At 43.0% G+C, this 17,898-nt stretch carries 20 protein-coding genes; 16 read left to right on the top strand and 4 right to left on the bottom strand.

Features of this window, described 5'->3' with window-relative positions; genetic code table 11:
• The first annotated feature begins 328 nt into the window (after nt 1–328).
• From STRCR_RS00475 to STRCR_RS00400, 16 genes are all read left to right on the top strand, one after another.
• Nucleotides 329–1,282 carry an IS30 family transposase gene (locus tag STRCR_RS00475; RefSeq protein WP_004225294.1) on the top strand — a complete coding sequence of 318 codons (954 nt, stop codon included), beginning with the start codon at nt 329–331 and terminating at the stop codon, nt 1,280–1,282.
• A 138-nt stretch (nt 1,283–1,420) separates the two neighbouring features.
• Nucleotides 1,421–1,855, top strand: coding sequence for a fatty acid biosynthesis transcriptional regulator FabT (fabT, locus tag STRCR_RS00470; protein ID WP_004229930.1), 435 nt, complete (start codon nt 1,421–1,423; stop codon nt 1,853–1,855).
• Entirely contained in the window at nt 1,855–2,829 is a 975-nt protein-coding gene (locus tag STRCR_RS00465; RefSeq protein WP_004225267.1) for a beta-ketoacyl-ACP synthase III, read from the top strand. Before fabT ends, STRCR_RS00465 begins: the two co-directional genes overlap by 1 nt.
• Before the next feature lie 64 nt (nt 2,830–2,893).
• Complete coding sequence (locus tag STRCR_RS00460) at nt 2,894–3,118, top strand: acyl carrier protein (protein ID WP_004227037.1); 225 nt, start codon at nt 2,894–2,896, stop codon at nt 3,116–3,118.
• A 223-nt stretch (nt 3,119–3,341) separates the two neighbouring features.
• Nucleotides 3,342–4,310: an enoyl-[acyl-carrier-protein] reductase FabK gene (fabK, locus tag STRCR_RS00455; RefSeq protein WP_004228910.1), complete on the top strand. Its 969-nt coding sequence runs from the start codon at nt 3,342–3,344 to the stop codon at nt 4,308–4,310.
• 73 nt (nt 4,311–4,383) lie between these two features.
• Nucleotides 4,384–5,304, top strand: a complete 921-nt coding sequence (gene fabD, locus STRCR_RS00450; RefSeq protein ID WP_004228478.1) for an ACP S-malonyltransferase — start codon at nt 4,384–4,386, stop codon at nt 5,302–5,304.
• A gap of 9 nt (nt 5,305–5,313) precedes the next feature.
• Nucleotides 5,314–6,051 (top strand): 3-oxoacyl-[acyl-carrier-protein] reductase, encoded by a 738-nt coding sequence (gene fabG / locus STRCR_RS00445; protein WP_004229639.1) that lies wholly within the window; start codon nt 5,314–5,316, stop codon nt 6,049–6,051.
• Nucleotides 6,052–6,110: 59 nt separating this feature from the next.
• Nucleotides 6,111–7,343 carry a beta-ketoacyl-ACP synthase II gene (gene fabF / locus STRCR_RS00440; RefSeq protein ID WP_004226416.1) on the top strand — a complete coding sequence of 411 codons (1,233 nt, stop codon included), beginning with the start codon at nt 6,111–6,113 and terminating at the stop codon, nt 7,341–7,343.
• 6 nt (nt 7,344–7,349) lie between these two features.
• Entirely contained in the window at nt 7,350–7,811 is a 462-nt protein-coding gene (gene accB, locus STRCR_RS00435; protein ID WP_004227594.1) for an acetyl-CoA carboxylase biotin carboxyl carrier protein, read from the top strand.
• On the top strand, nt 7,808–8,230 hold the full coding sequence (gene fabZ, locus STRCR_RS00430) for a 3-hydroxyacyl-ACP dehydratase FabZ (protein WP_004229915.1): 423 nt from the start codon (nt 7,808–7,810) through the stop codon (nt 8,228–8,230). Before accB ends, fabZ begins: the two co-directional genes overlap by 4 nt.
• A gap of 201 nt (nt 8,231–8,431) precedes the next feature.
• The gene (locus STRCR_RS00425; RefSeq protein WP_004228940.1) at nt 8,432–9,799 is read left to right on the top strand and encodes an acetyl-CoA carboxylase biotin carboxylase subunit; all 1,368 of its coding nucleotides are present in this window, start codon (nt 8,432–8,434) and stop codon (nt 9,797–9,799) included.
• Between the two features lie 8 nt (nt 9,800–9,807).
• Nucleotides 9,808–10,671 (top strand): acetyl-CoA carboxylase, carboxyltransferase subunit beta, encoded by an 864-nt coding sequence (accD, locus tag STRCR_RS00420; protein WP_004227176.1) that lies wholly within the window; start codon nt 9,808–9,810, stop codon nt 10,669–10,671.
• Nucleotides 10,668–11,438, top strand: coding sequence for an acetyl-CoA carboxylase carboxyl transferase subunit alpha (locus tag STRCR_RS00415; protein ID WP_004229347.1), 771 nt, complete (start codon nt 10,668–10,670; stop codon nt 11,436–11,438). The genes accD and STRCR_RS00415 overlap by 4 nt, the downstream gene beginning before the upstream one ends.
• A 500-nt stretch (nt 11,439–11,938) precedes the next feature.
• Complete coding sequence (locus STRCR_RS00410; RefSeq protein ID WP_004229403.1) at nt 11,939–12,565, top strand: hypothetical protein; 627 nt, start codon at nt 11,939–11,941, stop codon at nt 12,563–12,565.
• A gap of 17 nt (nt 12,566–12,582) precedes the next feature.
• Nucleotides 12,583–13,239, top strand: coding sequence for a DNA alkylation repair protein (locus STRCR_RS00405; RefSeq protein WP_004227617.1), 657 nt, complete (start codon nt 12,583–12,585; stop codon nt 13,237–13,239).
• A 290-nt stretch (nt 13,240–13,529) separates the two neighbouring features.
• Nucleotides 13,530–13,763, top strand: a complete 234-nt coding sequence (locus tag STRCR_RS00400) for a leucocin A/sakacin P family class II bacteriocin (protein ID WP_004225415.1) — start codon at nt 13,530–13,532, stop codon at nt 13,761–13,763.
• Nucleotides 13,764–14,127: 364 nt separating this feature from the next.
• On the opposite strand, the gene serS is transcribed toward STRCR_RS00400, so the two are convergent.
• The 4 genes from serS to STRCR_RS00380 form a co-directional block, all read right to left on the bottom strand.
• Nucleotides 14,128–15,408 (bottom strand): serine--tRNA ligase, encoded by a 1,281-nt coding sequence (gene serS, locus STRCR_RS00395; RefSeq protein ID WP_004228337.1) that lies wholly within the window; start codon nt 15,406–15,408, stop codon nt 14,128–14,130.
• Nucleotides 15,409–15,666: 258 nt separating this feature from the next.
• On the bottom strand, nt 15,667–16,044 hold the full coding sequence (locus STRCR_RS00390) for a DUF956 family protein (protein WP_004229603.1): 378 nt from the start codon (nt 16,042–16,044) through the stop codon (nt 15,667–15,669).
• 75 nt (nt 16,045–16,119) lie between these two features.
• Nucleotides 16,120–17,031 (bottom strand): PTS system mannose/fructose/sorbose family transporter subunit IID, encoded by a 912-nt coding sequence (locus tag STRCR_RS00385; RefSeq protein ID WP_004229354.1) that lies wholly within the window; start codon nt 17,029–17,031, stop codon nt 16,120–16,122.
• A 14-nt stretch (nt 17,032–17,045) separates the two neighbouring features.
• A complete protein-coding gene (locus STRCR_RS00380) occupies nt 17,046–17,858 on the bottom strand; it encodes a PTS mannose/fructose/sorbose transporter subunit IIC (protein ID WP_004227884.1) in 813 nt (270 codons plus the stop codon).
• Between the last annotated feature and the right edge of the window lie 40 nt (nt 17,859–17,898).

Raw genomic sequence — 17,898 nt, 5'->3', positions numbered from 1 at the left:
GTGCACTTTTCTAAATTCAAGAGTTGGATGAGTCTTCAGTTTCAAGGGCCCAAATTTTTGGGAAAAAATCCAGCTCTTTTCTCGTCTTAAGCTTATCATTACGTTAAACTGCCGAAAAACCTTAAATTTGCTTTTAATTAGTAATATGGCAACTGAGCCAGTTTTGTCAAGGATAAGTTCCGGTCAGTTGATTTATTGGTAAAATGGGACCTGAAAATAAGCTGAAAGCGGAAAGTTCTAAAATGAAGTTAGCCACCTAAGAGTATCAAAAAACATCTCAGAGAGATATAATTGTAATCACCACAATAACAATTAGAAAGACTCTGAGATGCAAAACTATTATACACCAAAAAGTAAACATTTGACACTAACTGAACGTAGAATAATTGAACGTTGGCTTCAAGAAGGGCTCTCAAATCGTGAAATCGCTAGGAGATTGGCTAAAGCTCCTCAAACCATTCACAACGAAGTCAAACGTGGTCAGGTTAGACAACAAGTGCGTAAAGGAAAATTTGAGGTGATCTACTCAGCTGACTTCGCCCAAAAAGCCTATCAAAACAATCGTAAACGTTCTGTTAAACAAGTCTCCCTGACCAAGGGACTCAAAGAAAAGATAACTCACTACATCAAACAGAAATATTCTCCTGAGATGATAGTAAAGGCAAAAGGATTACCTGTTCCCATCTCCACTATTTACTACTGGATTCATCATGGACACTTAGGATTGACTAAAGCTGACATGCTTTATCCTCGCAAGGAGAAAACTAAGAAAAAGCATGCCAGTCCCAACTTTAAGCCAGCTGGAAAGTCTATCGAGGAACGACCAGAAAGCATTAACAAGCGTGAGAATGTTGGTGATTTTGAAATTGATACGGTTATTCAAACTCGGGCAAAAAACGAGTGCCTGTTGACTCTAACGGATAGAAAGAGTCGTTATCAAATCATTCGACTCATTCCCGATAAGTCCACGTCTTCAGTCAATCAAGCTCTGAAAGCAATCCTCAGGGATTATCAAATTAACTCTATCACAGCTGATAACGGGGCTGAATTCAGTCGTTTAGCAGAAGTTTTTGACCCTGCTCATATCTACTATGCCCACCCCTATTCTTCTTGGGAGCGTGGAACTAATGAGAATCATAATAGACTCATCCGGCGCTGGTTGCCTAAGGGAAGCAAAAATGCGACTCAACAACAAGTCGCATTTATTGAAAACTGGATTAACAACTATCCAAAGAAACTATTCAATTATAAATCTCCTAAAGAGTTTTTACAGACTGGCTAACTTGAACTTGAAATTTAGTATAAGCTGAAAGCCTGCCAGATCGTTAAGAAAATATTTCATTTTTCTTGCAAATGGATTTCGCATCTGATATACTTTGAATATCAAATTATTTGAGAATCGAGGTATAAGAGATATAAATTGGATTATAAACTAGTAAATGAATATCTAACCAAAGTTTTCAACAATGTCTTAGTCATTGAGGAAATGAGCTTAAAAAACAGCCGTTTTAATGATGTGTCCATGAAGGAAATGCACACTGTTGATATTATTGGTCATATTCCGGACGCAACCCCAAGCGATATTGCCCGAGAGCTGATGGTGACTTTGGGAACGGTAACAACTAGCCTGAATAAATTGGAAAAAAAGGGTTATGTTGAACGCCATCGCTCAAAGGTTGATCGCCGTGTTGTTCACCTCAATCTGACCAAAAAGGGGCGCTTGATTTATCGCCTCCATAACCGTTTCCACAAGAACATGGTGACACAAATTACAGAAGGAATGGATGAGATAGAGATTAAAACCTTAGAACGCGGGTTGCATAAGCTCTATCAATTCCTTGAGGAGTTAAAATAATGGCTTTTGCAAAAATCAGTCAAACAGCCTACTATGTACCTGAGCAGATTGTCACCAATGATGATCTGTCCAAAATTATGGATACCAGTGATGAATGGATTTCCAGCCGAACTGGTATCAAAGAAAGACGTATCAGCCGCAATCAAGAAACAAGTGAATTGGCTACTGAGGTGGCCAAGCAACTGTTGGCAAAATCAGGCAGTCAGCCTGAGGAACTTGACTTCATTATCGTAGCTACTATCTCACCCGATTCTATGATGCCGACGACAGCGGCACGTGTGCAAGCCAATATTGGTGCAACCAATGCCTTTGCTTACGACTTGACTGCTGCTTGCAGCGGCTTTATTTTCTCACTGTCCACAGCGGAGAAACTGATTAAGTCCGGTGCCTATCAAAAAGGAATTGTTATTGGAGCCGAAGTCTTATCTAAGACTCTGGATTGGTCAGACCGCCGTACAGCAGTTCTTTTTGGAGATGGTGCAGGTGGTGTCCTTCTCGAAACGAGTGAGAAAGAGCATTTCCTTGCTGAATCCCTTAACACAGATGGCAGCAGAAGCGACAGCTTGCGCTCAGGAAAGTCGGGCCTTAACTCGCCTTATTCTGAGTCTAGTGAAGATGCTCCATTCATGACGATGGATGGTCGAGCTATTTTTGACTTTGCTATCCGAGATGTAGCTTCCAGCATTAAAGAGCTTTTGGAGACTTCAGGAATTTCTGGCGATGATTTGGACTATACTCTGCTTCATCAAGCTAATATTCGGATCTTGGACAAGATGGCTAAAAAGATTGGTATTGAGCGGGACAAATTTCTGGCTAATATGATGTCTTACGGTAATACCAGCGCTGCTAGCGTGCCAATTTTGCTGGCAGAGTCGGTCGAAAATGGTATAATTAGACTTGACGGTAGCCAAACAGTGCTCCTATCAGGATTTGGTGGGGGATTGACATGGGGCAGTCTAATTGTTAAAATTTAGATAGATAACTGTGACAAACAGTATTTATAAATATTATTTTTTATTTTAAAGGAGAAATTTTAAAATGGCAGTATTTGATAAAGTACAAGAAATCATCGTTGAAGAACTTGGTAAAGAAGCAGAAGAGGTTCAAATGGCAACAACATTTGACGAACTTGATGCTGATTCACTTGATGTCTTCCAAGTTATCTCAGAAATCGAAGATGCTTTTGACATCCAAATCGAAACTGAAGATGGTTTGAATACTGTTGGTGACTTGGTTGCCTACGTAGAAGAAAAAACTAAATAAGTTCTTTAAGGGACTGGGAGCTTTTCCCAGCCTTTGAATTTTTGTGCTTTAGTCACGAAGATGTGGCCTTGAATCGTCTTGGTTCTTCTGAATAATTCGCAAGGCTGCAAGGTGGAAGAGGAAACTCATCCGCCTTCTTCTTTAGACCGATACTTTGATACTCAAACTTTGACGCTCAAAGTTATTGGAGTGTTAGCAACTTATTAAGAAGGTAAGTAATTATATGAAAACTCGGATTACAGAATTATTGAATATTAAATACCCTATTTTCCAAGGGGGTATGGCATGGGTAGCAGACGGCGATTTAGCAGGAGCTGTTTCCAATGCTGGAGGACTTGGAATTATTGGTGGTGGTAATGCCCCAAAAGAAGTTGTCAAAGCTAATATTGATAAGGTAAAATCTATTACTGACAAACCTTTCGGTGTCAACATCATGCTTTTGTCTCCTTTTGCTGATGATATTGTTGACCTTGTTATTGAAGAAGGGGTTAAGGTAGTAACAACAGGTGCTGGCAATCCAGGTAGATACATGGAACGTCTGCACGATGCTGGTATTACAGTGATTCCTGTAGTTCCGAGTGTTGCCCTTGCCAAACGTATGGAAAAACTAGGTGCTGATGCGGTTATCGCAGAAGGTATGGAAGCAGGCGGTCATATCGGTAAACTGACAACCATGACTCTGGTTCGTCAAGTGGTTGAAGCTATTGATATCCCTGTTATTGGAGCAGGCGGTGTGGCAGATGGTCATGGTGCGGCAGCAGTATTTATGCTGGGAGCCGAAGCCATCCAAGTGGGAACCCGTTTTGTTGTCGCTAAGGAATCTAACGCCCATCAAAATTTCAAGAATAAATTGCTCAAGGCTAAGGACATCGACACAGTCGTTTCTGCCAATGTTGTTGGTCACCCAGTTCGGGCTATCAAAAATAAATTATCTTCATCTTACGCTCAAGCTGAAAAAGATTTCTTAGCTGGAAAGATTACTGCTCAAGAGATTGAAGAACTTGGTGCGGGCGCCCTTCGCAATGCTGTCGTTGATGGCGATGTGCAAAACGGTTCAGTCATGGCAGGTCAAATTGCCGGCTTAGTTCGTAAGGAAGAAACCTGTGAAGAAATTTTGAAGGATCTCTACTATGGCGCTGCTAATGTTATCAAGGAACAGGCTGAACGCTGGGCAGACGTATCAGAAGACTAATCAAGCGAAGACCTTAGGTGGCTGACTAAGCTTAGCTTAGCAACTATCTCTAGCCAAACTTGGAGGAAAGACTGTGACAAAAACAGCATTCTTATTTGCTGGTCAAGGAGCTCAGAAGCTCGGCATGGCCAGAGATTTGTATGATACTTATCCGGTTGTTAAGGAGACTTTTGACACTGCTAGTCAAATTTTGGGTTATGATGTGCGCGATTTGATTGATCACGATGAAGAAAAACTTAATCAAACCCGCTATACGCAGCCAGCCATCTTAACAACATCGGTTGCGATTTACCGCCTCTTGAAGGGAAAAGGTTATGAACCCGATGCAGTTGCGGGGCTTTCTCTAGGAGAGTATTCAGCCTTGGTAGCTGCAGGTGCCCTGCCATTTGAAGAGGCCGTAGCTCTCGTAGCGAAGCGTGGTGAATTTATGGAAACAGCCGCACCAGCAGGTACTGGAAAGATGGTCGCTGTCATGAATACGCCTGTAGAGGTTATAGAAGAAGCCTGCCAACGAGCTTCTGACAAGGGATATGTCAGACCCGCTAACTATAACACACCATCGCAAATCGTTATTGGTGGCGATGCTGCAGCGGTAGATGCTGCTGTTGAAAATTTGAAAGAGTCTGGTGCTAAGCGTTTGATTCCGCTCAAGGTCTCAGGTCCCTTCCATACGGCTCTTTTAGAGCCTGCGAGTCATCAGTTAGCTGAGGAGTTAGAAAAAGTTACCTTTTCTGACTTTAAACTTCCTCTGGTTGGTAATACTGAAGCCAAGGTTATGGATCACTCAGAGATTAAGTCTCTCTTGGCCCGCCAAGTCATGGAACCAGTTCGTTTTTATGATTCAATTGCGACCATGCAAGAGCTAGGTGTGACTTCTTATATTGAGATTGGTCCTGGAAAGGTTCTTTCGGGTTTCATGAAGAAAATTGATAAAGCTGCAAACCTATCCCAAGTTGAAGATTTGGCTAGCCTTCAAGCCCTGTTAGAAAAATAGGAGATTCTTATGGAATTAAGCAATAAAAATGTATTTATTACGGGTTCAACCCGCGGTATCGGTTTAGCTATCGCTCATAAGTTCGCTAAACAAGGTGCAAATATTATTCTTAATGGCCGTTCAGCAATTTCGGATGAGCTCTTAGCTCAATTTGCTGGCTATGGCGTTAAGGTTGTAGCCATTTCAGGAGATGTCTCTGATTCAGCAGATGCTAAACGCATGATTGATGAAGCCATTGCTAGCCTAGGTTCAGTTGATGTCTTGGTAAACAATGCCGGTATCACCAATGATAAACTTATGCTCAAGATGACCGAAGAAGACTTTGAGAAGGTACTCAAGATTAATTTGACTGGGACCTTCAATATGATTCAGGCGGTTTTGAAACCGATGAGCAAAGCCCGTCAAGGAGCAATTATCAATATGTCATCTGTTGTCGGCCTTATGGGTAATGTCGGTCAAGCTAACTATGCTGCTTCTAAAGCAGGCTTGCTTGGCCTAACCAAGTCGGTTGCCCGTGAAGTGGCTGGCCGCAATGTACGAGTTAACGCTATCGCTCCGGGCTTTATCGAATCAGATATGACCGATGCTATTCCTGAAAAAGCCAAAGAATCTATGCTGGGTCAAGTTCCCATGAAAAGAATTGGCCAAGCTGAAGAAGTTGCTGATGTGGCAATATTCTTGGCGGGTCAAGAATATATCACAGGTCAAGTCATCGCCATTGACGGTGGTATGACCATGCAAGGCTAGTCGCATGACTAGATAGCTTGTCCAATTATTATAAAAACCAAGAAAATTGAGGAAGAATTATGACTTTTAATCGTGTTGTTGTAACAGGTTACGGTGTCACATCACCGATCGGACACACCCCAGAAGAATTCTGGAATAGTTTGGAAAATGGGAAAATCGGTATCAAACCTATTACTAAGTTTGATGCATCAGAAATTCCTGTCCATAATGCTGGTGAAATCCAAGATTTCCCGTTCGATAAATACTTTGTCAAGAAAGACAAAAACCGTATGGATATGTATTCTCTTTATGCTATCTACGCGACTATGGAAGCACTTGAAAATGCCAAGCTGGATATGGATCAAGTCGATCGTGACCGGACAGGTGTTATTGTTTCCTCTGGTATCGGTGGCTTGCAAGAATTGCAAGACCAAATCATCCGGATGCACGAACGTGGTATGAAACGGATTCAGCCAATGTTTATCCCTAAGGCTCTTTCAAATATGGCTGCGGGGAATATCTCACTGAAGCTTGGTGCTCGCGGTGTAAGTAAATCTGTTACCACCGCTTGCGCTTCTGCCAATGATGCTATCGGTGAAGCCTTCCGTGAAATTAAATACGGTATGCACGATGTCATGTTTGCTGGAGGTGCTGAAGCCTCTATTACTAAGATTGGTATCGGTGGTTTCAATGCCTTGACTGCCCTTTCTACAACTGAAGATCCAGCTCGTTCAGCAATTCCATTTGATAAAGATCGCAACGGCTTTGTCATGGGTGAAGGTGCTGGTGTCTTGGTCCTTGAAAGCTTGGAGCACGCTCAAAAACGTGGTGCCACTATCTTGGCGGAAATTATCGGTTACGGTGCTAACAATGATGCTTACCACATGACAACGCCAACTCCAGATGGGTCTGGAGCCGCTAAAGCTATGCGTCTAGCCATCAATGAAGCTGGAATTATGCCTGAACAAGTTGGCTATGTCAACTCCCATGGGACCTCAACTCAGGCCAATGAGAAAGGTGAAAGTGCAGCTATTGTCGCTGTTCTCGGTAAGAATGTCCCAGTATCTTCTACCAAATCCTTCACTGGTCACTTGCTCGGTGCAGCTGGCGGTGTTGAAGCAATCGCGACAATCGAAGCAATTCGCCATGGCTTCCTGCCAATGACAGCTGGTACTAGGGAACTGTCAGATGACATTGAAGCCGATGTCATCTACGGTGAAGGCCGCAAAGCCGATGTTGAGTATGCTATCTCAAATACTTTTGGATTCGGTGGTCATAACGCTGTTCTCGCATTCAAACGCTGGGAGGACTAATTCAAGATGAATATTTCAGAAATCAAGGATTTGATGAGTCAATTTGACCAATCAAGTTTGCGCGAGTTTGCCTACAGTAATAATGGTGAATCTCTGGTCTTGAGTAAGAACGATACTAAGTCTGCTGCTCCAGAGACTCAGCCTGTTGTTCCTTCGGCAACATCGGTTAGCCCAGCCTCAGCTGAGTCTGTAGTTGAGCCGGTACCGACACCCGCAGCTGAATCAGTTGCGGAAGGGGACCTAGTCGAAAGTCCTTTGGTTGGGGTTGCCTACCTTGCTCCAGCTCCTGATAAACCAGCCTTCGTTTCAGTTGGTGATCGTGTTAAAAAGGGTCAAACCCTTTTGATTATCGAAGCTATGAAGGTTATGAATGAAGTTCCGGCACCTAAGGACGGTGTGGTAACGGAGGTTCTTGTCACCAACGAAGAAGTGGTTGATTTTGGAAAAGGATTGGTACGCATCAAATGATGGACATTAACAAGATTAAAGAAGCCCTACCGCATCGCTACCCAATGCTTTTGGTTGATCGAGTGTTGGAGATGTCTGAGGAAGAAATTGTGGCCATAAAAAATGTCACTAGCAATGAACCTTTCTTTGAAGGACACTTTCCAGAATATCCTGTTATGCCAGGAGTCCTGATTATGGAGGCTCTTGCTCAAACCGCTGGGGTTCTGGAGCTTTCTAAAGAAGGTAACCATGGTAAACTAGTCTTTTATGCTGGTATGGATAAGGTTAAATTCAAAAAGCAAGTAGTACCAGGGGATCAATTGGTGATGACCGCTAAGTTTATCAAACGCCGTGGTTCTATCGCTGTTGTTGAAGCCAAGGCAGAAGTCGATGGTAAATTAGCAGCTAGCGGTACCCTGACTTTTGCTCTAGGCAAATGATCGTCGTGAGTTGGCTTTTTAGCCGGCTCTTGACTAAGCATGAAAAACTCAAGTACTGAAAAGAAAGATTAGCGAAAAGATTTTTCAACCTAACAAATAGAGACTGGCTGGATAAAGGATTCCAAAGATAGGGAGCCCTAGCCAGCTAGTTTCTTTTTCAATACGAACGCTTAAGTTTTGCATCTTACTGAAAGGCAGAATATGTTTAAGAAAATTTTGATTGCCAATCGTGGCGAAATCGCAGTGAGGATCATCCGAGCGGCACGTGAATTGGGCGTAGAAACTGTTGCCATCTATTCAGAAGCTGATAAAGAGTCCCTCCATGTCCTCCTAGCTGATGAAGCTATCTGCGTTGGACCAGCTCGTTCGACAGATTCCTATCTTAATATGAATGCGGTCTTATCAGCTGCTATTGTCACAGGAGCAGAAGCCATCCATCCTGGTTTTGGTTTCTTGAGTGAAAACTCTAAGTTTGCTACCATGTGTGAAGAAATGAATATCAAATTCATCGGTCCTTCTGGAGCCATCATGGATAAAATGGGGGATAAAATCAATGCCCGCTCTGAGATGAGTAAGGCGCAGGTCCCTGTTATTCCTGGCTCAGACGGTGAGGTTATGACTGCTGAGGATGCCTTGAAGATTGCTGATAAGATAGGCTATCCCGTTATGCTCAAGGCCTCTGCTGGGGGCGGTGGTAAGGGAATTCGGAAGGTAGAAAAATCTGAAGATTTAGTTTCAGCCTTTGAATCAGCTTCTCAAGAAGCTTTGGCAACCTTTGGCAATGGAGCCATGTATATCGAGAAGGTTATCTACCCTGCCCGTCATATTGAGGTGCAAATTTTGGGAGATAGCCATGGTAACGTTATCCACCTAGGAGAACGCGATTGCTCCCTCCAGCGTAATAACCAGAAGGTTTTGGAAGAAAGTCCTTCCATCGCTATCGGTTCCAGCCTACGGTCGAAAATGGGAGACGCTGCTGTTCGAGCTGCTAAAGCAGTCGGCTATGAAAATGCTGGGACCATTGAGTTCCTGTTAGACGAGGATTCTGGCAATTTCTACTTTATGGAAATGAATACCCGGATTCAAGTTGAGCACCCCGTTACCGAGTTTGTTACTAATGTCGATTTAGTCAAGGAACAAATCAAGGTGGCTAATGGGCAAGAGCTGTCTTACAGCCAAGATGATATTAAAATCACCGGCCATGCTATTGAATGTCGGATTAATGCTGAAAATCCTAAATTCAACTTTGCCCCAAGTCCTGGTAAGATTACGGATCTCTATCTGCCAGCTGGTGGTGTCGGTATGCGGGTAGATTCAGCTGTCTATCCCGGCTACACCATTCCGCCTTATTATGATAGTATGATTGCTAAAATCATCGTTCATGGGGAAAATCGTTTCGATGCTCTGATGAAGATGCAGCGGGCCCTCTACGAATTGGAAATTGATGGAGTCCTGACTAACGCCGACTTCCAATTGGATTTGATTTCTGATCAAAATGTCATTGCTGGGGATTATGATACCTCGTTCTTGATGGAGAAATTTTTACCAGCTTATAATCAAGAGGATTAGGAGACTCTATGGCTTTATTTAAAAGAAAAGATAAGTATATTCGAATTAATCCTAATCGGTCTTTGAGAACACCTGAGAAGGCTAAACCGGAAGTTCCAGATGAACTCTTTGCTAAGTGTCCCGGCTGTAGACATGTGATTTACCAAAAGGACCTAGGGGCTGAAAAGATGTGTCCAGCCTGTGGCTATAACTTTCGAATTTCAGCCTCAGAGCGTTTAGCTCTGACGATTGACTCCGGTAGCTTCAAGGAAATGTTCACGGGCTTTGAAAGCAAAGATCCCCTCAACTTCCCAGGCTATAAGGACAAACTGGCTGCTGCCAAGGAAAAGACTGGCCTAGACGAGGCTGTTATGACTGGAACGGCTAAGATTGGTGGCCAAGACTTGGCCTTAGCTATTATGGACTCTAATTTTATCATGGCTTCTATGGGAACTGTTGTTGGAGAAAAAATCACCCGCCTCTTTGAATATGCAACAGAAAATCAGCTTCCAGTTGTTATTTTCACTGCATCAGGTGGTGCTCGGATGCAAGAGGGCATCATGAGCCTCATGCAGATGGCTAAAATTTCGGCTGCTGTCAAACGCCATTCCAATGCGGGTCTCTTCTATCTAACCGTGCTGACGGATCCAACGACCGGTGGAGTCACGGCTTCCTTTGCTATGGAAGGAGATATTATTATCGCTGAACCTCAGGCTCTTGTCGGTTTTGCTGGTCGTCGTGTGATTGAAACTACGGTTCGTCAAACCCTGCCAGAAGGCTTCCAGAAATCTGAATTCCTTTTGAAGCATGGCTTTATTGATGCTATTGTCAAGCGGACAGAAATGAAGGAAACCATTGCTAAATTATTAGCCTTTCATGGAGGTGCCAAATGAGTGATGTTGCCCGTATTTTAAAAGAAGCCCGTGATCAAAGCCGGATGACGACGCTGGATTATGCCAAAGAAGTTTTTGATGACTTCTTTGAACTTCACGGAGATCGTCATTTTGCTGATGATGGTGCCGTAGTTGGTGGATTGGCCTATTTAGATGGTCGACCTGTAACAGTGGTAGGTATTCAAAAAGGGAAAAATCTCCAAGATAACCTCAACCGTAACTTTGGACAACCCAATCCTGATGGCTATCGCAAAGCCCTTCGCTTAATGAAACAGGCTGAAAAATTTGGCCGTCCTGTTGTGACTTTTATCAATACAGCGGGTGCCTATCCAGGCATCGGCGCAGAAGAGCGCGGACAAGGAGAGGCTATTGCTAAAAATCTAATGGAAATGAGTGATCTCAAGGTCCCAATCATCGCTATTATCATTGGTGAAGGAGGCTCTGGAGGAGCACTAGCATTGGCCGTCGCTGACAAGGTTTGGATGCTGGAACACACGATTTATGCTATCCTCAGCCCAGAAGGCTTCGCTTCCATTCTTTGGAAAGATGGCTCTAGAGCCACCGAAGCAGCTGAATTGATGAAGTTAACAGCTGGTGAACTCTACAATAGACAAGTTATTGACAAGGTTATTCCAGAGCATGGCTATTTCACCAGCGAGATTGTTGAAAATATTAAAACCAGTCTTGTTGAAGAATTGGACCGTCTCAGTCAACTTCCTTTAGACCAGTTGTTGGAAGAACGTTATCAACGCTTTAGAAAATTCTAATTAAAATAAGAAACAAAAAAAGCCTGGGCAAATTTGTTCAGGCTTTCTGCTTTGGAATAAACTTTTGGCGTAGTGGTTGAGAGCGGAACAAAAATCAGTAAATCGTGGTAGAATTACGATTTTGATTTTCCTCGCTCCCTTATTTTAAGGCTCAGGTAGAAATCCTCCGCTGGAGCATTTCAATCCCACCTACGCACAGTTGATTAGGTTGGACGCTGTCACTTGCATGGCAGTTAAACAGTCCAGTGGACTGTTTAAGGGGGCGCCTGAAGATAGGAATGCGCCCCAAGATAAGGGACCGCCAATCTGGTAAATTTAGAACAATACTGACACTGACGACTCTGGACTTTTGTCCTAGGCTCTCACAGGAAATGAAACGGTCTGGAAAGAGGCCGTTCCAGGTCACTGCCTAGAGATTAAGAAGTGCTGAGACCCAAAATTTTAAATTTTTGGGGTTGATCCCACTTCCTTTTATCGCCTCCTAGTATTATAATAAACCTATGTTAACCGCAATCAATAACTATCTGGCTTATCAAGGCCAAAAATATATCAAACCTGAAAAATCAGGGACGCAAGCTTCTGCTATGCAGGATTTGCGGATCTTGGCTCAAGCTGCTCGTCAGGAATTCGCTGAAATCAGTCAAGGACTTGCTCAGCGAGTAGCACCTTTTGAACCTGAACGGGTCAGTCAATGGATGAATCAAGCTCAGGTCTGTCGGCCTCATTTTTGGTGTTATTATCGTCTACCTTCTGATAGCCCAGAGGATGTAGCTATAGCCATTCGCCTCTATGGTCGCAAGGATAACTTTGGTATCTCGGTGGAGGTCAGCTTTGTGGAGCGCAAAAAATCAGAAGATACCTTGTCCAAACAAAACAAGGTCTTGGCAGTGCCAATTGCTGAACCTCTTTACTATTTTGCCCAAGAAGCTGGTGTTAGCCGAAAAGTGGAGGGGAATGAAGAAAACCGATCCAAGCTGCAAGAAGCTGTCGAATCAGGAACTGTCCGAAAGGTACTGGTCAAATATGATATTCCTATAGAAGTGGGAACGTCTCTAGATTCACTAACAGATCAGCTGACCTTGGGGGTTGATCGGGTTCTACCTTACTATGATGCAACGAAAAACTAGAATTTACGAAGAAATAAATGGATTATAAAGAATTAAAAGCTCTTTTTGAAGCCCACCAAGACCCTGAAAATGCCCTTGCCATGGCTAAATACATGCGCAATCAGTTTCGTTTTTATGGTTTGAAAACAGCTGATAGGAGGGCTCTTTACAAGGGCTTTCTTAAAGAAGCAAAGAAAAAACAAATACCAGACTGGCAGTTCTTGGATCAATGCTACGAGGATAGCCACCGAGAACTCCAGTATTTTGTTTATGACTACCTGCTGGCACTGAACAAGTATTTAACCTATGAGGATATTGCTCATATCCGTCATTATATCAAAGACAAGCCGTGGTGGGACACCATTGATTTTCTATGCAAGGTAATCGGCAGTATTGGCTTGAGAGATGACAGGGTGGCTCCTTTAATGTTAAGTTGGTCGCAGGATGAAGATCTTTGGATCAGAAGGGCGTCTATCGAGCATCAGCTTGGTCTAAAAGAAGAGACCGATAGAGACCTGCTGGAAAAAATTCTCCTTAACAATTTCAGTAGTCAGGAATTTTTCATCAACAAAGCTATAGGCTGGGCCTTGCGGGATTATTCAAAGACCAATCCAGATTGGGTCAGGCGGTTCATCGAGAAATATGGAAATCAAATGTCTTCCTTAAGCGTAAAAGAAGGCAGCAAGTATCTTTAAATAAGAATGCTGACTATCAAAAAACCAGACGGTCATTAGGACGTCTGGCTTTTTCTCATGTGCATAGCTAATAATAATATTGACAGTTTTCCATTAATAGCAGAAATAGCATAATCTGTAGCATTATTTTCATTTGAAATTAAAAATTCTTTTTCTTTAGGGGGCAATAACGTAAGTATTTAGTTTCATTAACAATGACGCTTTAGGGGTTCACAGGCCAGCTAAAAAATTTTATAATAACGGCTGTCAGGTAAAAAACTGGCAAATAAAAATAAAAGAGGTATAATCTTATGACAACTCAAACATTGGAACAATTTGACGCAATGACTGTTCAAGAACTGGCTGCTATTGAAGGTGGAGCCACAGTTGAAGATGATGGATCAACATATTATGGTAATGGACTGTATTGCAGCGAAGATAAAGGTTGCTGGGTAGACACTGGCCGCTTGATTACTTCTCTTGTAAACAATATCCCCGCCCAATGGTTTACTGGTGGCAAATCTGGTTGGAATTCCAACTATTAATTTGACCACTTCAGTATTAGTGGTTGAATCCAAGTAAACACAGCACTAACGCTTAGTTGCCATACTTCAATTTAACTATGAAAAACAAAAAGAAGCGAATTGATTATATTATTGGCAAAATAGGCTAAGATGCTTGTCTAGATCAAGAGGGTATCAGATAAAAGATATTATTTATCTTGAACCTAGAGAAGAGCAGAGATTTTCAAATCTATTTTCAAGGATGTGAATGCTAAGCTGTGTTACGAAGGGTTTCTATAAGAAAAGTAAAGATGGAGCAGTTGCTTGCTCCATCTTTTTTTGTAAACTTTGTAAGCGTCTGATTAAAAAAACAGACTTCCCAATTGGAAATCTGCTTGAACTGGTTTTAACTATTATGGGCAATCACTTCAACCCCACCCATATATGGACGAAGTACTTCTGGAATCGTGATAGAGCCGTCTTCATTTTGATAGTTTTCAAGGATAGCAGCGACGGTACGACCGACAGCCAAGCCTGAACCATTGAGGGTATGGAGAAGCTTGACTTTACCATCAGCTTCATCACGGTAGCGAATCTGCGCCCGGCGAGCTTGAAAATCTTCACAGTTTGAACATGATGAAATTTCACGGTAGGTATTTTGTGCTGGGATCCAGACTTCAAGGTCGTAGGTCTTAGAAGCTGAGAAGCCCATATCTCCAGTACAAAGTGTAATCACACGATATGGGAGTTCCAATTTTTGAAGGATACTTTCAGCGTTAGCTACCATTTTTTCTAGTTCATCGTAAGAGTTCTCAGGCTTAGCAAATTTCACCATTTCAACCTTATGGAATTGGTGTAGACGGATCAGTCCGCGTGTATCTCGACCAGCAGAACCAGCTTCTGAGCGGAAGGATGGACTCATAGCTGTGAATTTGATTGGTAAATCTTTACCATCGACAATCTCATCACGGTAGAAGTTAGTCAAAGGAACTTCAGCTGTTGGAATGAGAACATAGTCAGAATCGGCTAATTCAAAGGTATCTTCTTTGAATTTTGGATATTGTCCCGTTCCGAACATGGAATCATGGTTAACCATGTAAGGAGGAATCACCTCTGTGTAGCCTTCCTTAGCATGTTCATCTAGCATAAAGTTGTAGATAGCCCGTTCTAAACGAGCTCCTAACCCCTTGTAAAAGAGGAAACGTGAACCAGTGACTTTAGCCCCGCGTTCCCAATCCAGAATATCTAAGCCTTCTCCCAAGTCCCAGTGAGCTTTAACCTCGAAATCAAAGTTGCGCGGTGTTCCCCAGCGGCGAACTTCAACGTTTTCATCTTCGTCTGCCCCAACTGGTACATCCGCGTGTGGCATATTAGGCAGGGTTACAACGATATCGTTGAGTTCTTGGTCAACCTCAGTTAGTTCCGCATCAATAGCCTTGATTTGAGCTGAAACTTGCTGCATTTCAGCAATCTGCTCGGAAGCATCTTCCTTGTTGCGTTTGGCTTGAGCGATAGCAGCAGAAGCGATATTACGGTGTGCCTTGAGTTCTTCGGATTTAACTAGCAGATCACGGCGTTTAATATCCAATTCCTTGAGCTGGTCCAAAGTTTCAGCCTTGACCCCACGGCTGGCCAAGTTTTTAGCAACATCGTCAAAATTTTGTCGGATACGTTTTAAATCTAACATAAGTCCTTCTTTCTAAATAAAAAGCACAGCCAGTATTTTGTTGGAGTGCCTGAGGCACGGTTCCATCCAACTTCACTAGCTGTGCACTTGATTGCTATTTAATTGAGTGATAACGGTAGAATTTCGATCAAACCTCTTTATCTGCTCGCAGCATCCGCAGACTTTCTGGAAAAGCTGACTGACCTACTTATCCGCTGTCCCCATTATATAAGAAAAGACTTAAAATGTAAAGCTTACAGAAAAGTCATTCTGCCTTACTTAGTTCTTATTTTTCTTAAAGAACCTTGTGGGGATTTCCCAAATTTTTTGCCAGAGAGTAGGGAGTCTGACAATCTTATCGTTCCCCACTTTATCTCGGGCGAGTTTAAGAATTTTACCTGAATCTTTTGAGGCAAAGAGGAATTTTCCTTGTTTGGTAAAAACTTGAAAATGACGGCTGATTTTGCGACCGGAAACATTAGCCCCAATCTTTTCTACCGATGCCCAGGGAATTTGAATATTGTCTTCTGGATTGTTGTCGTTGTAGAATTCCAAAGCCTTGTCGCCAACCATATACTTGCCGACCTTGTTACCCATGCCCATGTAAAAGACACCAGTTGTTGCTAAATCTACCGTGTGATTAAGTGATTGTGCCATAGCCCCTACCTTATGTATTTTTGTCTATTATACCATAGAAAAAGAGAGCTGAAGCCCTCTTTATTTTTAGTGCTTTTACATCAATCCAATAACATGGGCAACGATACCAACGGCGAAGAGAGCCAAGATGATAACGATTGGAGAAACCTTTTTCTTGAGCAACCACATACAAAGGAAGGTAAGCAGAAGTCCCATCAAACCAGGGATAAGGGAATCCAACTGGCCTTGTAGGGGATTAGGCTTATTCTGGGTAAGACTAAGGTCATTAGCCACTTGTCCAAGAATCTCTTGGAGCTTGCCACCAGTAACAGCACCGTTAGGAAATTCGATATAGGCCCCTTTAGATAGCTTTGTAGCAGGGAGATCGACAGTAAATTTAACATTTACCCAGCGCTCAACCAAGGCCGCTAAGATGAACATACCAAGGATTGTAGCACCCTTGGTAATCTTTTGAAGGATACCACCTGAAAGGTCTTTTGTAATTTCAGAACCAGCCTTATAGCCCAATTCCTGCGTATACCAGAGGAAGGCCATACGGATAATATTCCAACCAAAGAAGAAAATCAATGGTCCGACAATGTTACCAGCTTGAGCAAGCGAAGCACCAAGAGCACCGAGGATAGGGCGAACGGTAAACCAGAAAACTGGGTCACCGATACCAGCTAAAGGCCCCATCATACCGATTTTAACCCCTTGAATAGCAGCATCATCGATCTCCGCACCATTAGCCTTTTCTTCTTCCAAAGCTAGTGTTACCCCAATGATAGGAGCAGCTACGTAAGGGTGGGTGTTAAAGAACTCCAAGTGACGTTCCAAAGCTGCAGAACGATCTTCTTGGGATTTATATAGTTTTTTGATGGCTGGGATCAGTGAGTAAGCCCAGCCCAAGTTTTGCATCCGTTCATAGTTCCAAGAACCTTGCAAGAAAGTCGAACGCCACCAAACTTTACGACGATCAGATTGTGATAATTGAATTTTTTCAGTCATGATGATGCCCCTTTCTAGTAGTCTTCCAAGATGTCGCCAATTGGGTCGCCAGAACCAGCAGAACCACTGGTTGAGCCGCCGCCTTTATTAGCCATATCAGACAGATTGAGGTAAATAAGTGCCATAGCAACACCGATTGTACCAAGGGCGATCAAGGTGAAGTCAGAAACAGCAGCAAAGACAAAACCGAGAGCAAAGAATGGCCAGGTTTCGCGGGTTGCCATCATATTGATAACCATTGCATAACCAACGGCAACAACCATACCACCACCGAGAGTCATACCATCTTTCAGCCAAGCTGGGATAGCATTCAACATTCCTTGTACAGTTGAAGTTGGCAAAGCAAGCAGAAGTCCGACAGGGACAGCGATACGGAGACCTTGAAGCAAAAGGGCTACAAAGTGAGAACGTTCAACTGCTCCAATGTTGCCTCTTTTAGCAGCAGCATCAGCACCATGAACGATACCAACTGAGATTGTACGGACAACCATGGTAAGAGCAAGGCCGGCAACAGCAAGTGGAATAGCTACCGCTTGAGCAACACCGACACCAGATTTAGTGAAATCGCCCCCCTTAACCATGATGACAGCAGCAGCAGTAGCAGCAAGAGCAATATCTGGTGCTACTGCTGCCCCGATATTAGCCCAACCGAGGGCAATCATCTGCAGCCCACCACCAAGGATTAAACCGGCTTCCAAGTGACCAGTTGCTAGGCCGATTAAAGTACATGATACCAAGGGTTGGTGGAATTGAAATTGGTCCAAGATACCATCAAGCCCTGCAAAAAAGGCGATGATGAGGACCAAAATAATAGAAATAACTGACATTATTCTAGTTCCTTTCGTTTTCTATGTATGATAAAGCTAA

Source organism: Streptococcus criceti HS-6, from assembly GCF_000187975.2.
GTDB lineage: Bacteria > Bacillota > Bacilli > Lactobacillales > Streptococcaceae > Streptococcus > Streptococcus criceti.
The sequence above is the reverse complement of the archived record's forward strand: the minus strand, read 5'-3'. Positions and strand labels throughout refer to the sequence as shown.

Bases quoted from the DNA above. Each gene is read 5' to 3' on its own strand.
- STRCR_RS00475 (WP_004225294.1), top strand. From the start codon at position 329: ATGCAAAACTATTATACACCAAAAAGTAAACATTTGACACTAACTGAA.
- STRCR_RS00465 (WP_004225267.1), top strand. From the start codon at position 1,855: ATGGCTTTTGCAAAAATCAGTCAAACAGCCTACTATGTACCTGAGCAG.
- STRCR_RS00460 (WP_004227037.1), top strand. From the start codon at position 2,894: ATGGCAGTATTTGATAAAGTACAAGAAATCATCGTTGAAGAACTTGGT.
- fabK (WP_004228910.1), top strand. From the start codon at position 3,342: ATGAAAACTCGGATTACAGAATTATTGAATATTAAATACCCTATTTTC.
- fabG (WP_004229639.1), top strand. From the start codon at position 5,314: ATGGAATTAAGCAATAAAAATGTATTTATTACGGGTTCAACCCGCGGT.
- fabF (WP_004226416.1), top strand. From the start codon at position 6,111: ATGACTTTTAATCGTGTTGTTGTAACAGGTTACGGTGTCACATCACCG.
- accB (WP_004227594.1), top strand. From the start codon at position 7,350: ATGAATATTTCAGAAATCAAGGATTTGATGAGTCAATTTGACCAATCA.
- fabZ (WP_004229915.1), top strand. From the start codon at position 7,808: ATGATGGACATTAACAAGATTAAAGAAGCCCTACCGCATCGCTACCCA.
- STRCR_RS00425 (WP_004228940.1), top strand. From the start codon at position 8,432: ATGTTTAAGAAAATTTTGATTGCCAATCGTGGCGAAATCGCAGTGAGG.
- accD (WP_004227176.1), top strand. From the start codon at position 9,808: ATGGCTTTATTTAAAAGAAAAGATAAGTATATTCGAATTAATCCTAAT.
- STRCR_RS00415 (WP_004229347.1), top strand. From the start codon at position 10,668: ATGAGTGATGTTGCCCGTATTTTAAAAGAAGCCCGTGATCAAAGCCGG.
- STRCR_RS00410 (WP_004229403.1), top strand. From the start codon at position 11,939: ATGTTAACCGCAATCAATAACTATCTGGCTTATCAAGGCCAAAAATAT.
- STRCR_RS00405 (WP_004227617.1), top strand. From the start codon at position 12,583: ATGGATTATAAAGAATTAAAAGCTCTTTTTGAAGCCCACCAAGACCCT.
- STRCR_RS00400 (WP_004225415.1), top strand. From the start codon at position 13,530: ATGACAACTCAAACATTGGAACAATTTGACGCAATGACTGTTCAAGAA.
- serS (WP_004228337.1), bottom strand. From the start codon at position 15,408: ATGTTAGATTTAAAACGTATCCGACAAAATTTTGACGATGTTGCTAAA.
- STRCR_RS00390 (WP_004229603.1), bottom strand. From the start codon at position 16,044: ATGGCACAATCACTTAATCACACGGTAGATTTAGCAACAACTGGTGTC.
- STRCR_RS00385 (WP_004229354.1), bottom strand. From the start codon at position 17,031: ATGACTGAAAAAATTCAATTATCACAATCTGATCGTCGTAAAGTTTGG.
- STRCR_RS00380 (WP_004227884.1), bottom strand. From the start codon at position 17,858: ATGTCAGTTATTTCTATTATTTTGGTCCTCATCATCGCCTTTTTTGCA.